This window comes from Thermosynechococcus sp., assembly GCF_046299635.1.
Classification (GTDB): domain Bacteria; phylum Cyanobacteriota; class Cyanobacteriia; order Thermosynechococcales; family Thermosynechococcaceae; genus Thermosynechococcus.
The window spans coordinates 25,836-39,905 of sequence record NZ_JBKBHV010000009.1 but is presented as its reverse complement, the minus strand read 5'-3'; the positions used below and the strand labels follow the sequence as shown (position 1 = coordinate 39,905).

Sequence of the window (14,070 nt, the reverse complement as noted above, 5' to 3'; positions counted from 1 at the left end):
AGGGATTAGCAATGACAACCCATCATCTGTATCTCCTAGAGCAGCTCAACGCTGCTGCTGGTTACTTTATTCGAGCCGATCGCTGCCTATTCACAAAGAAGACTCGTTACCAAGAACTGGCGCTCTATGAGTCTGCTCACTTTGGGAAGTTTCTGTGTCTGGATCATCTCTTTATGACCTCGGAGGCGGATGAGTTTTTCTACCACGAGAATCTGATTCATCCGGCGGCCATAACACATCCGGCACCACGGTCAGCCTTGATTATTGGCGGTGGCGATGGTGGTGCAGCCGAGGAAGTGCTCAAATATCCCACCATCGAGCAGGTTGTTTTGGCGGAGTTAGATGAGGAGGTCGTTGAGGTCTGCCGTCAGCATTTAGACACTATTCACCGTGGTGCCTTTGAAGACCCCCGCCTCAAGCTGATGATTGGTGATGGTCGTGCCTATCTGGAAAATACAAGTGCCCAGTTTGATTTAATCATTCTCGATCTCACCGATCCCCAAGGTCCTTCCCTGAACCTCTACACCCAAGAGTTTTACCACGTTTGCAAGCAGCATCTGGCAGCAGCAGGATTGCTGGCTCTACATGTAGAATCCCCGATTGCGCGACCTACCACCTATGCTCGTTTGGTGACGACGCTGCGGCAGGTTTTCCCGATTGTCCGTCCCTATTCCGTGTATATTCCCCTATACGGTACATTGTGGGGAATGGCGACCGCCTCGGAAAGCTGTGACCCCTGTACCCTCACCGCCGCAGAGGTAGAGCAGCGAATTGCCACAAGGGGGATTTCTGACCTCCGCTTCTACAACGGTGAGACGCATCGGGGGGTCTTTGCACTGCCGAACTTCATCCGCACTCTGCTGAGTCGGCCGGTTGCACCGCTCACGGATGAGGATACCACGCTTGAAGAAGAGCTGCCAACCTCACGCCTGAAAATTATTCCCCAAGTCTAAACATCCCCCCTGCCGTCTTGGCTTGAACTCCAGAAGGGCGTGGATTTGGTCTTGCTCTTTCGAGGGTGGTGGTTTTCCCTAGGTGCCTGATGTCCAAGAGTTCATGTACTCCACCTGCTCAGGGGTGAGGGTATCAATGGCAATGCCCATGGCTTGGAGTTTTAAACGGGCAATTTCTTGATCTACGGCAGCGGGAATGGGGTGGATCCCCGGAGCCAACTGGCCTTTATTTTTCACGAGGTATTCGCAGCCCAAGGCTTGGTTGGCAAAGCTCATATCCATAACACTGGCGGGGTGGCCTTCGGCGGCCGCGAGGTTAATCAGGCGGCCTTCCCCTAACACAATGATGGATTTACCGCTGGGGAGAATGTATTCCTCGGTGAAGTTGCGCACGACGCGGACTTCTTTGGCGAGGGTTTTCAGGGTGGCAAGATCAATTTCAATGTCAAAGTGACCGGAGTTGGCCACCATTGCGCCATCTTTCATAACGGCAAAGTGCTCTGCCCGAATCACATGCTTATTTCCCGTCACGGTAATGAAAATATCCCCAAGGGGCGCCGCCTCAAGCATCGGCATGACACGGAAGCCATCCATGACGGCTTCAATGGCTCGCACGGGATCAATTTCCGTCACGATCACATTGGCACCCATACCCCGTGCCCGCAGGGCTGTCCCTTTACCACACCAGCCATAGCCGGCCACCACCACCGTTTTCCCGGCAAGGAGAATATTTGTTGCTCGGATGATGCCATCTAGGGTAGATTGACCGGTGCCGTAACGGTTGTCGAAGAAGTGTTTGGTGTCGGCATCGTTGACATTAATGGCTGGGAAGGTGAGGACACCCTCGCGGAACATGGCCTTGAGGCGGACAATGCCGGTGGTGGTTTCCTCGGTGGTGCCGATAATGTCACCGAGTTGGTGCTGGCGTTCTTTTACAAGGGTGGCGACTACATCACAGCCGTCATCAATGATGATGTTGGGACGGTGATCAAGGGCAATGTTTACGTGGCGTCTGTAGGTGGCGGTGTCTTCGCCTTTTTGGGCAAAGACCGGGATGCCATAGTTCACCACTAGGCTAGCGGCCACATCGTCTTGGGTGGAGAGGGGATTACTGGCAATGAGAACGGCATCGGCACCGCCGGCTTTGAGGGCGATCGCCAGATTGGCAGTTTCAGTGGTCACATGACAGCAGGCGGCTAGGCGAATTCCCGCAAGGGGCTTTTCTTTCTCAAAGCGATCGCGAATCTGACGCAGTACAGGCATCTCCCGTCTTGCCCATTCAATCCGTTGCTGTCCCAAGGGTGCAAGGCTCAAATCCTTAACATCGTGACGAACAGGGGCTTCAGGTTTAATCGGAGAAGACACCATACTGCGGTTCCTGAAAAAAGGTTACGGCTCCTCATTATACGCAAGAATGGCCTAAGGGGAATTCTTCCGCAGTGCCCAACTGGTAACCGTGCCACCAGGGAAAACGGGCAAATTTACGGTGGCAATTTCCAAAAGATGCCCCTTGCGATTACGAAACTGAAAGGCGCAGATATCCACCCCCACCAGTTGACAGCCCATCAGTTCGCTATAGCCTTGACTGAGCAGATAGGCCACAATCGGCGTCGTTGTTGCTGGATTTACCATTGCTGGATTGACGACGGGTTGCCAACCGCGCTCAATGAGATGTTGACGGGCATCGGCATAGCTCATGCCTTGGCGTAAACGGGGTAACCGCTGGGCAAGGGCACCCGGCGCAAAGCCAACCCCTGCTGCTAGTAAACCAAGGGCAATGATGCGTTTCAGCGATACCATAGCAATTGGTTGTTGAATGCCGATCGGTATACGCTGCAACGGTCAGGTTCATGCAGGTTCCAGAGGTGAGGCTTAAGCCCCTAGGGCTTCTTTGGCGGCATAGAGGACTTCCACGGTGATCTCGCTAATCCCCTGTTCGCGGGCAAATTTTTCGGTGTTGCGCTTCACCTTGCCACGCACAAAGCCGGGAATCTTGTTTAATTCGGCTAGCCCATCGGCTGTCCATGTCAAATCCGAGTCGGCGGAAAGTCCTTTATGAATCACTTCTTTAGTGTCATGGCCACCAAAAATCTCTAGCAGGTGGTCTTCCATGCCCAAGGTGAAGGAGTTGTAGATTAAATCCACCAGTTGATTGGTGCCCTCATACCCCAAGAAAGGCCGATAGCCCACGGGAAAGTCTTGGATGTGGATGGGGGCAGCGATCACGCCACAGGGAATGTTAAGGCGTTTGCCCACATGGCGTTCCATTTGCGTGCCAAAGATGGCAGCGGGTTCAACACGGGCGATCGCGTCCCCCACCACTGTGTGGTCATCGGTAATCAGTACCTCGTCACAAAAGTCTGCCACCTCTGCGCGGAACCAGTCGGCATCGTATTTGCAGTAGGTTCCCGCCCAAACAACGTGGATGCTCATTTCCCGACTGAGAATTTTCGTCATTGCCGCTGCACGGGTATTGTCTCCAAAGACAACTGCCTTTTTACCCGTCAGGTTTTGACAGTCAATGGAGCGGGAGAACCAAGCGGCTTGGGACACCTCCCGTGTTTGCTGCTCAATAAAGGCTTCGTAGTCCACATTGGCACCTTGAGCATTGAGCACCGCTTGAATGGCACGGATACAGCGGGCGGTTTCCACCACACCCATCGGCGTAATGCAGACGCTTGGTTGACCAAATTCGCTTTCTAGGTACTGGGCTGTAAGGCCGCCAATTTCCCGATAGGGAACAAGGTTAAACCATGCTTGGGGCAGTCGGGCAAGGTCGTGGACGCTGGCACCCGCAGGAATGACAAGGTTTACCTGAATACCAAGGTCGGCCATGAGTTTTTTAAGCTCGCGGCAGTCGTGCTGGTTGTGGAAGCCAAGGGTGGTGATGCCAATGATGTTGACGCTAGGGGTGGGGGTTTTGCTGGTCACTAAGGTGCCTTGACAGCGGGCTTTGTCAATATAAAACTGCACAATTTGCTCAAGGGTGCGATCGGCGGCCTGTAACTCATTGACCCGATAGTGATTGACATCCGCCAAAAGGACATCGGCAGTGGTGCTGAGGCTGGCTCGCTGGACAAAGTTTTGTAAGTCTTCCTGAAGAATGCTGGAGGTACAGGTGGGGGTGAGGACAATCAAATCAGGGTGCTCTTCAATGTCTTTGCGGGTGATATTGTCCACCACTTTTTCTTGGGAGCCGCGCGCCAAGACGTGGCGATCGACAATACTGGCGGTGACAGGGGTAAAGTCGCGCTCTCGCTCGAGCATTGATCGCATGACGTTGAAGTAATCATCCCCAAGGGGCGCGTGCATAATGCCATGAACATTTTTGAAGGAACTGGCAATGCGCAGGGTACCAATGTGGGCAGGCCCTGCATACATCCAGTAGGCAAGTTTCATTGCGTCAACTCCTTGGGCAAAGGCATTTTGATGTCCGATCGCGATCGTAGCGAGGCGGTTTTCCGAGACTGATCAAACGTTGCAAAACTTCAGGAAAGTGGTGGAGCAGCTTAATATACCAACATCTTTCCCCTCTCCCCTAAAATTGATAAATTGCGATTGAGTTGGCCTGTTTCTAAGGACCCCTTGGCATGGTTGCTTGCAAATTTAGCCCCGGTCTTGACGGTATTCCCGTTGCCCAATCGGCCATTAGTTATGTGGATGGCCAAGCCGGCATTCTTGAGTATCGCGGTGTCCCGATTCAGGAACTGGCGGAAAAAAGTACGTTTTTGGAAACTGCCTTCTTGTTGATTTGGGGCTACTGGCCGACCAAGGAGGAGTTGGCCGCTTTTGAACACGATATTACCTATCATCGCCGTGTCAAATATCGCATTCGCGACATGATGAAATGCTTCCCCGACAGTGGCCACCCCATGGATGCCCTTCAGGCCTCGGCGGGAGCACTGGGGTTATTCTATTCGCGGCGGGTCTTGGATGATCCAGAGTACATTCGGGCAGCGGTGATCCGCCTCTTAGCGAAAATTCCAACGATGGTGGCGGCGTTTCAACTGATCCGCAAGGGCAACGATCCGGTCATGCCCTGTGATGAATTGGACTATGCGGCCAACTTCCTCTATATGCTCAATGAGCGGCGTCCTGATCCCTTTGCGGCGCGGGTGTTTGATATTTGCCTAATTCTGCATGCGGAGCACACGATGAATGCCTCCACCTTCTCGGCGCGGGTGACGGCTTCGACTCTGACGGATCCCTATGCTGTGGTGGCTTCGGCGGTGGGAACGCTGGCAGGGCCGCTCCATGGCGGTGCCAATGAGGATGTGATCAACATGCTGGCAGAAATCGGCAGTGTCGAGAACGTCCGCCCCTATGTGGAAAAATGCATCCGCGACAAGAAAAAAATTTCCGGCTTTGGTCACCGTGTCTATAAGGTTAAAGACCCACGCGCCACGATTTTGCAGAAACTTGCAGAGCAGTTGTTCGATAAGTTCGGGGGCGATCGCTACTACGACATTGCCCTTAAGCTGGAAGAAGTGGTGGGTGAGTATCTCAGTGATAAGGGAATTTATCCCAATGTGGACTTTTACTCTGGGCTGGTCTATCGGCGGCTGGGAATTCCCAGTGACCTGTTTACCCCCGTGTTTGCGATCGCCCGCGTGGCCGGTTGGCTAGCCCACTGGAAGGAGCAACTCGAAACTAATCGTATTTACCGTCCTACCCAAATCTATACGGGTGCCCACAATCAGCCCTATGTGCCCATGGAGGAGCGTAATCATCGTTCTTAACCCTTGACCCTCAATTCCCCCCCTGACTAAGCTGCTTTATAGTGGCGGTACCCCTGCGGAGTTTTTCATGGCAAAGGCAAAATCAAGTAAACGGCAAGCATCAAAGACATCAAAAACGTCGAAATCCACGAAGTTAGCCTCGACACAACAGGCCGCAGTAACCGTTGCCCCTGAACCCACCCCCGTGGATCCCGCCGGTCTCACCTATGAGGCGGTAATCGGCCTTGAGATTCACTGCCAGCTGAGTACCCAAACCAAAATTTTCTCCCCCAGCTCAACCCAGTTTGGCGCACCCCCGAATACCAATATTGACCCTGTTTGTTTGGGTTTGCCGGGGACACTGCCGGTGTTGAATGAAAAGGTTCTCGAATATGCGGTGAAAGCGGGCTTGGCCCTCAACTGTCAGATTGCCCCCTACAGCAAGTTTGATCGCAAGCAGTATTTTTATCCGGACTTGCCGAAAAACTATCAAATCTCCCAATACGACCTGCCCATTGCCCGGCACGGCTACCTTGAGATTGAACTGGTGGACGAAAATGGCACGGCGCGCCGTAAAAAAATCGGCATTACTCGCCTGCACATGGAGGAAGATGCCGGCAAGCTGGTTCATGCGGGGAGCGATCGCCTGTCGGGTTCCACCTACTCCCTTGTGGACTTGAATCGCGCCGGCGTTCCCCTGATTGAAATTGTCTCTGAGCCGGATCTGCGCACAGGTCAAGAGGCGGCGGAATATGCCCAAGAGCTGCGGCGCATTCTCCGGTACCTGGGGGTTTGCGACGGCAATATGCAGGAGGGATCCCTGCGCTGCGATGTCAATATCTCCGTGCGCCCCGTGGGCAGCACCACCTTTGGCACGAAGGTGGAGATTAAAAACATGAACTCCTTTAGTGCCCTTCAACGCGCCATTGATTATGAAATTGAGCGGCAAGTGGCTGCCGTCAAAGCAGGGGAACCCATCGTTCAAGAAACCCGCCTCTGGGATGAGGCCACCCAGCAAACCCGCACCATGCGCGTCAAGGAAGGCTCCAGTGACTACCGCTACTTTCCCGAACCCGATCTAGGGCCTATTGAAGTCAGTGCTGAACAACTGACAGCATGGCGGGCAGAGCTACCGGAGCTGCCGGCGCAAAAGCGTCACCGCTACGAGACCGAGTGGGGCTTACCCCCCCAAGATGCCCGCGTCCTCACCGATGAGCGGACGGTTGCCGAATACTTTGAAGCCACGGTTGCTGCCGGAGCACCCCCGAAACCGGCGGCTAACTGGATCATGGGGGATATAACGGCCTATCTCAAGGAACAAAAACGAGGGATCGAGACCCTGGCGCTGAAACCCGCCGAATTGGCGGAACTCATCCAGCTGATTGAGGGCGGCACAATTAGCAGCAAAATGGCCAAGGATCTGCTGCCGGAATTGCTGGCTCAGGGTGGCTCCCCCAAAGCTCTCGTGGAGAAAAAAGGCCTCAGCCAAATCTCCGATGTGGCTACTCTAGAGGCGGTCATTGATGAAGTGCTGGCGGCACATCCCAACGAGCTAGAGCAATACCGGGCAGGAAAGACAAAGCTCCAAGGCTTCTTTGTTGGCCAAGTGATGAAAAAGACCGGCGGACGTGCCGATCCCAAGCTGACCAATCAACTCTTGGCGCAAAAACTAAATGCCAGTAGTTAGGGCAGTTCGCAAGGTGGGTAACAGGTGGGCAATCAGTTCTTCGGGAGAGACGCCTAAAGACGTTTGCGCCCGCTCGGCCTGAATGGCGGCTTGGGCATGCCACCAGACACCACCGCACGCTGCGCTAAGGGTCTCCTGCTGCGCCAAAAGGCCGCCGATGAGTCCGGTGAGGACATCGCCGCTTCCCCCTCGGGCAAGGGCAGGGGTACTCTGGGGGTTGATCCAGAGGTCACCGGTGGGAGAGGCAATGGCCGTCCGTGCCCCCTTGAGAACGACAACGGCATTAGTGCGACGAGCAGCTGCTGTGACTTGATCAAGGCGATCGCCCCCGCCGGCGACAAGGTCTGGAAAAAGGCGCCGAAACTCGCCGTAGTGGGGCGTCAGAATTGTAGAACTCGGCAAGGGCCAAGGGGTGAGCCGGGCTAAGATATTCAGGGCATCGGCATCCAAGACCAGCGATCGCCCGGCCTTCAGAACGGTTTCCACCACGGGCACCGCCTCAGGGGTCAACCCCGGTCCACAGGCAATGGCGGAGAAACGGTTTAAATCTACGCTCGCCGGTAGGTGAGCGATCGCCCCCGCTGCAGTTTCGGGACAGCCCACCACAATGGCCTCCGGCACTCGTGCCAGCACAAGGGGTTTGAGGGATTCAGGCACCGCCACTACCGACATCCCCACACCGGTACAGCGGGCAGCGAGGGCACTGAGGAGAATGCTGCCGCCAAACTGAGCCGAGCCGCCGATGAGTAAAAGCTGACCCTGCCGATACTTGTGGGTAATGGGGGATCGCCGCAGGGGCAACTCTTGCCAACAGGAAGCATCTAAGCAATATCGCCGCGGCGTGGTGCCCAACACCTCCCTAATGATGGCAGGAGGAATGTCAAAGGGGATTAACACCCCCTGCCCCACCCAAGGTTGTGCCTCCTCCACCAGTAGCCCCCGCTTCCACAGCCCTAAACAGAGGGTGCGATCGGCCTGAATGGCCGTGCCCAAAACAGCCCCCGTATCACTGTGGAGTCCCGAAGGGACATCAATACTCACCCGGGGCTGCCGCCAACCGTTGATCTGAGCAATGGCACCGGCAAGTTCCCCCGTCAGTTCCCGCTCTAGGCCAAAACCAAAAAGACCATCCACGACGAGGTCAACTGCCTGCAAGCTCGCCACCGTCTCGACAAAGGGAAGACCGAGAAAGCGGGCATAGCGGGCATGATCCGCCGTCAGGGGCTTGAGGCGCTCAAAGGGCTGCCAGACGGTGACCCCATAGCCGCGGTGCCACAGTTCCCGCGCCACCACCAAGGCATCGCCGCCGTTGTGCCCCGGACCGGCCAAAACCCCGACGCGGGGGTACTGTGCCCTTGGAAACTCCCGCTGGAGAAAGTTGCTGAGGCGCTGTCCCACCTTTTCCATTAGGGCGGGAACGGGGAAGCCGGCAGTGAACATTGCCCCCTCAATGGCCTGCATTTCAGCTGTGGTCACAATTGTCGGCAAGGAGGTGTTCATGGCTGTGCCACCCAACGCTGACCCAAAGGAACTGCTTGCCGCGCCCCGGTGACTTGGGGCAAATTCCCCGCCAAACCCATCTCATGCCAGTAGGCGAGAATTGCAAAGGCGATCGCCTCTTTGGCATCCACCGGTATCCCGGCCGTTGCAGTGGTTTCTACCGGAATTTCCCCGAAATGCACCTGAAGGCGTTCCCTGAGAAAGGTGTTGTGGGCACCCCCGCCACACAGGAAGAGCCGCTGCGGCTGTTGGGGCAAAAATCGGCGATAGCTTTCAACAATACTGCGGGCCGTAAATTCCGTGAGCGTGGCTAAAATATCCGCAGCAGACAAACCAGCGGCATCGGTGCGACATCGCTGCCAAAAGGCTAGGCCAAAGTATTCCCGCCCCGTGGACTTCGGCGGTGGGCAGCAAAAGAAGGGGTCTTGCAGCCAGTGCTCCACCAATGAATTGATGATCTTGCCCTGCCGTGCCCACGCGCCCTCGGCATCGTAGGTCAATTCCCCCCCCGATAACTCGGTGACGGCCAAATCCAGCAATACATTGCCGGGGCCGGTATCCCAACCCCTGACCCCTTGGCCATCGGGATCCGCGTGGAGGGAGGGCAGATAGGTAACATTCCCTATCCCGCCGATGTTCTGCACACAGCGCACTTCCCTGGGATGACTCAGAAGACACCAATCCACCCGCGGCACCAAGGGCGCTCCTTGCCCCCCTAAGGCAATATCTTGGGCGCGAAAGTTAGCAATGGTGGTAATGCCGGTGCGCCAGGCAATCCAATCCCCCCGTCCCAATTGCAGACTGTAGCCTAGACGATCGCCCCGCGGCGGACGATGGAAGACCGTTTGACCGTGGGAACCGATGAGATCTGCCCGTGGATAGCCCTGTTGAACCGTTTGAGCCGCAAGGGCAAAGGCCTCGGCGATCGCCTCATCTAAGTCTGCCAACGCCGCAAGGGTCAGCGGTTTTTCGCCGCAAATCTCGAGGATCTGCTGCCGTAGGGCGGGGGGATAGGGCACCGTACAACAGTTCAGCACCTGTAGCCGAAGGTCGCGATCGCCCCCCGCTAGCTCCACCAAGGCCGCATCAACTCCATCTACGGCGGTACCGCTCATCAGGCCAATGACACGCATGACCGGCGCCTACAACAGTTGATATTTCGTTTCCGCCAAGCGGTAGAGGGGGCGCCAAACTAGGCGGTTGGTCAAAACCACCAAGAGCGACATCACTGCCGTTGCCGCCATCAGTAGGGAAAAATCCCCCTTAGCACTCGCTTCAGAAATGATTGCCCCCAAGCCAAGGGTCTGCTCCGTTTGATTCTGAAACTCCACGTATTCACTGACAATGCTGGAATTCCACGCTCCGCCCACCGCGGTAATGATGCCCGTAATCAGGTAGGGAAAAATGCCCGGCAAGATCAGGTTGCGCCACCGCTGCCACCAAGAGAGCTGATAGACCACCGCTGCTTCAAATAACTCCGTGGGAATGGCTTGGGCACCGGCAATCACATTAAAGAGAATGTACCACATTGTGCCCAGCATCATCAGCGCCACAGAGCCGATCTCCAAACCCCCACCTACATTGGCCAGCGCCAACAGCAGAACCGGAAAGAGCGCCGTGGCCGGCACCGAGGCCGCAATTTGGACAATGGGTTGCAACACTTGAGCGGCCCGAGGATTGCGACCGATCGCCACCCCGACCGGCACCGTCCACAACAGCGAAAGGATCAAGGCCACCATCACCCGCACCGTCGTTAGAACCGCCCCCAGCCCAATTTGCTGCCAATCTTGCCAACTAACACTGAACATTTGCCGCAGGAAGGCAATCGCCCCCCAACCCACAAAGACAGCAAAAATTAGCAAAAAGATCGGTGTTATCGGCCAACTCTGTTGAGCATTCTGGGGTGCGAGGGATTGACGTGGCTGTTTGGGGCGCAACAGCTCATCGAGTCGCTCCCAGGCGGGGGCAAAGATATTTTGATGGAATACGCGTAACGTGGGCGATCGCCGCAAGAAATCAAGCACAAACGATTTGGGGATGTTTTCTGCCTCCACCATCTCGATCTTGAATTTTTCACCCCAGGCAATGAGAGGGCGCCACACCAAAATATCAATGATGATGATGACGCCAATCAAGACCGCTAAGCCATAGATCAGAGCCGCATAGTCCTGTTGGTTGGCTGCTTCCGCCAGATAGGAACCTAACCCCGGCAATGTAAAGGTTTTCTCGCCAATGGTAAAGGATTCGATCGCCATTAAGAAAAACCAGCCGCCCGCCACCGACATCACACTATTCCAGATCAAACCAATGGCGCCTGCGGGCAGATCCAGTGTCCACACCTGCTGCCACCACCCCAGCCGATAAATTTTTGCCACCTCCCGCAGTTCGCGGGGCACACCAATCAAAGACTGGTAAAAGCTAAATGTCATGTTCCAAGCCATCCCCGTGTAGATGAGGATAATGGCCGCCAATTCCACCCCAAGCCGGCTCCCTGGAAAGAGGGCAATCAGTGCCAGCACCACCCCCGGTAGAAACGACAGCACGGGAATCGATTGCAGAATATCCAAAAGAGGCAACAGGATTTTTTCGGCAGTGCGGTTGTAGTAGGCAAGATAGGAATAGAGGATGCTAAACACCAAGGAAATAATGTAGGCAATCAGCATCCGCAGTAGCGTTTGAGCGGTGTAACTGGGCAAGACTGCCGGACTCAGCTCAATGGTAATCGTGGGATCGTACTCTCCTGTAAACTGAGCAGCGGTATTGACAATCCAAAAGATCAGGGCAATTAAGGCCAAAATAATCAGGCCATCTTGCCAAGTCCAAGGACGACTAAGCGTTTGATTATCGGGGGTGAGGGGGCGTGTCATCGCGGCCTCCACAAGGTAAGCTCCACGAGGCAAATTATAGCCACATCCTTCGAGCCACAAAACTTAATGGCGAATGCAAACCAGAACACCGCCGAATTCCCTGACCCATGCCTAAGATTTAGGGGAGCACCGATTATCCCCTTCTCCTATGCTTTTTCGTCGCACCAAAATTGTCGCCACCATTGGCCCTGCCAGTCGCTCGCGGGACGTGATCCAGCAGATGCTGGCGGCCGGCATGAATGTAGCGCGGTTAAATTTCTCCCACGGCGACTATAAGGATCATGCCGAAACCATTGCCCTGCTGCGACAAGTGGCCAATGCAGAAGCCACCCCCCTAACGCTCCTGCAAGATTTGCAAGGGCCTAAAATCCGGGTGGGCGAGCTTCCCCAAGGCAGCCTTGAACTAGTGGAAGGGGAGCAGGTGACCCTCGTCCCCCTCAGTGAGGAAAAGACGCAAGGCATTGGGATTGATTATCCGTATCTCGCCGAAGAGGCACAGCCGGGCATGCAGGTGCTCTTGGATGATGGCCTCTTGGAATTGGTGGTCGAAGCGGTTGAGGGGCGGCGGGTGATCTGCCGGGTGGTGCAGGGAGGCACACTCAAAAGTCGCAAGGGAGTGAATTTGCCAGATCTGAGTCTGCGGCTACCTTCCCTTACCGATAAAGACAAGCAGGACATTCAATTTGGCATTGAGCAGGGGGTTGATATTATTTCCCTGAGTTTTGTGCGCCGCGCTGAGGATCTCTGGGAATTGCGAGAGTACCTTGCTGCCCACGGTGCCGGGGATATGCCAGTGCTGGCCAAAATTGAGAAACCGCAGGCGGTGGAAAACCTCTCGGCCATCTTGGGGGTGGCGGATGCAATTATGATTGCCCGCGGGGATTTGGGCGTGGAAATGCCGGTGGAGAAGGTGCCACTGCTGCAAAAGCAAATTATTCGCGAGTGCAACTACCGCAGTATTCCCGTCATCACGGCAACCCAAATGCTGGAAAGTATGATCCACCACCCTCGCCCGACCCGAGCAGAGGTCAGTGATGTGGCCAACGCCATTCTCGATGGGACCGATGCAGTAATGTTGTCGGGGGAATCTGCCGTGGGGGCTTTTCCGGTGCAGGCGGTGAAGATGCTGGCGCGGATTGCGGCGGATGTGGAGCCAAACCTGGAGTTTGACAATATGCCCGCCTACCGCAATGATGAGACCCATGCCTTGGGGGAAGCCTTAACGACCATTACCCAAATCCTCGATCTGCGGGCGATCGCCTGCTTTACGGAAACGGGCTATACCGCAACCATTGCTTCGGGGGAACGGGTCAAACCCATGATTGTTGCTTTTACCGATCGCCCCCGCGTCTATCACCGGCTGAATTTGCTTTGGGGGGTGAAGCCGATTCTTCTGGAAACCCTCCCCCTGACCTTTGAAGGGATGGTTGCCGTGGCCGAAAACCAACTCAAGGAGCGCCAGATAGCCACCGAGGGAGATAAAATTGTGATCCTAGGCGGGATTCCTGCCCAAACTCCCCAGGGAACAAATTTCATTAAGATTCATACAATTCGTTCCTAAAGGGGAACAGCACGCCGGCCGACGGCAGTCTGGGGAAATAAAGAAGCTGGAGTCAACGGGGGTGAGGATCACCTTGAAACCTACCCTAGCACCCATTTACACCCTCGGTCTTGCCGCTCTGCTGTTGGCAGGGTCTGGTGTCATTGCCGAGCAGCCCGCCATGAGTCAAGAAACCCAACCTCTCCTAACGGTAACCGGTCGAGGCACAGAAGCCATCGCCGCTACGCTGGCGCAAGTCAGCCTTGGGGTTGAAGTTCAGGGTCGTACCGCTCAGGAGGTGCAGCAGGAGGTGGCGCGGCGAGCCAATGCCGTCTTGGCGGTTCTACGGGGACGGGAGGTCACTCAACTGCAAACCACGGGGCTGAGTCTCATGCCCAACTATGAATACAAGGAGAATCGGCGGATTTTGCTGGGTTACATCGGCCGCAATACCGTGAGCTTTCGCATTGCCAGCGATCGCGTAGGCCCCCTCCTTGACGCTGCGGTGCAAGCCGGTGCAACCACCATCGAGAACATTAGCTTTACGGCACCGGAGGCCACCCTTGCCGCAGCCCAGCGCACTGCTCTCCAACGCGCCACCCAAGATGCCCAAAGTCAAGCCCAAGCCGTGCTGAGTGCCCTGAATCTGCAACCGCGCCAAGTGGTGAGCATTCAAATTCATCAGGCCACACCCCCCCAAAAACCCTTTGCCGTGCGCACAGCAACGATGGCCGATAGCACCCCCGTGGTGGCTGGGGAATTGCAGGTGGAGGCAAGTGTCACGCTGCAAATCAGCTACTAGGGC

Annotated in this window: 11 protein-coding genes; 5 read left to right on the top strand and 6 right to left on the bottom strand. The window is 55.7% G+C overall.

Annotated features, from left to right (window positions below):
• Positions 1-11 precede the first annotated feature (11 nt).
• Positions 12-953: a polyamine aminopropyltransferase gene (gene speE / locus ACK4IR_RS05620; RefSeq protein ID WP_409873242.1), complete on the top strand. Its 942-nt coding sequence runs from the start codon at positions 12-14 to the stop codon at positions 951-953.
• A 78-nt stretch (positions 954-1,031) separates the two neighbouring features.
• Here speE and ahcY read toward each other — a convergent pair whose 3' ends face one another.
• The 3 genes from ahcY to bchB form a co-directional block, all read right to left on the bottom strand.
• Positions 1,032-2,321 (bottom strand): adenosylhomocysteinase, encoded by a 1,290-nt coding sequence (ahcY, locus tag ACK4IR_RS05615; protein WP_409873240.1) that lies wholly within the window; start codon positions 2,319-2,321, stop codon positions 1,032-1,034.
• 51 nt (positions 2,322-2,372) lie between these two features.
• Positions 2,373-2,753: a hypothetical protein gene (locus tag ACK4IR_RS05610; RefSeq protein ID WP_409873239.1), complete on the bottom strand. Its 381-nt coding sequence runs from the start codon at positions 2,751-2,753 to the stop codon at positions 2,373-2,375.
• A 72-nt stretch (positions 2,754-2,825) separates the two neighbouring features.
• On the bottom strand, positions 2,826-4,352 hold the full coding sequence (gene bchB, locus ACK4IR_RS05605) for a ferredoxin:protochlorophyllide reductase (ATP-dependent) subunit B (protein WP_409873237.1): 1,527 nt from the start codon (positions 4,350-4,352) through the stop codon (positions 2,826-2,828).
• Positions 4,353-4,543: 191 nt separating this feature from the next.
• On the opposite strand from bchB, the gene ACK4IR_RS05600 reads away from it, so the two are divergent.
• Positions 4,544-5,692, top strand: coding sequence for a citrate synthase (locus tag ACK4IR_RS05600; protein ID WP_409873235.1), 1,149 nt, complete (start codon positions 4,544-4,546; stop codon positions 5,690-5,692).
• 67 nt (positions 5,693-5,759) lie between these two features.
• Positions 5,760-7,358 (top strand): Asp-tRNA(Asn)/Glu-tRNA(Gln) amidotransferase subunit GatB, encoded by a 1,599-nt coding sequence (gene gatB, locus ACK4IR_RS05595; RefSeq protein ID WP_409873233.1) that lies wholly within the window; start codon positions 5,760-5,762, stop codon positions 7,356-7,358.
• Here gatB and ACK4IR_RS05590 read toward each other — a convergent pair.
• The 3 genes from ACK4IR_RS05590 to ACK4IR_RS05580 are packed head-to-tail and all read right to left on the bottom strand — an operon-like array spanning position 7,341 to position 11,725.
• A complete protein-coding gene (locus ACK4IR_RS05590; RefSeq protein WP_409873231.1) occupies positions 7,341-8,858 on the bottom strand; it encodes an NAD(P)H-hydrate dehydratase in 1,518 nt (505 codons plus the stop codon). The genes gatB and ACK4IR_RS05590 overlap by 18 nt on opposite strands.
• Entirely contained in the window at positions 8,855-9,991 is a 1,137-nt protein-coding gene (locus ACK4IR_RS05585) for an anhydro-N-acetylmuramic acid kinase (RefSeq protein WP_409873229.1), read from the bottom strand. Before ACK4IR_RS05585 ends, ACK4IR_RS05590 begins: the two co-directional genes overlap by 4 nt.
• Positions 9,992-10,000: 9 nt before the next feature.
• Complete coding sequence (locus ACK4IR_RS05580; RefSeq protein WP_409873227.1) at positions 10,001-11,725, bottom strand: ABC transporter permease; 1,725 nt, start codon at positions 11,723-11,725, stop codon at positions 10,001-10,003.
• Between the two features lie 148 nt (positions 11,726-11,873).
• Here ACK4IR_RS05580 and pyk point away from each other — a divergent pair, with 148 nt between their 5' ends.
• Both pyk and ACK4IR_RS05570 read left to right on the top strand, forming a co-directional pair.
• The gene (pyk, locus tag ACK4IR_RS05575) at positions 11,874-13,286 is read left to right on the top strand and encodes a pyruvate kinase (RefSeq protein ID WP_409873226.1); all 1,413 of its coding nucleotides are present in this window, start codon (positions 11,874-11,876) and stop codon (positions 13,284-13,286) included.
• A gap of 73 nt (positions 13,287-13,359) precedes the next feature.
• Positions 13,360-14,067: an SIMPL domain-containing protein gene (locus tag ACK4IR_RS05570; protein ID WP_409873224.1), complete on the top strand. Its 708-nt coding sequence runs from the start codon at positions 13,360-13,362 to the stop codon at positions 14,065-14,067.
• Positions 14,068-14,070 lie beyond the last annotated feature (3 nt).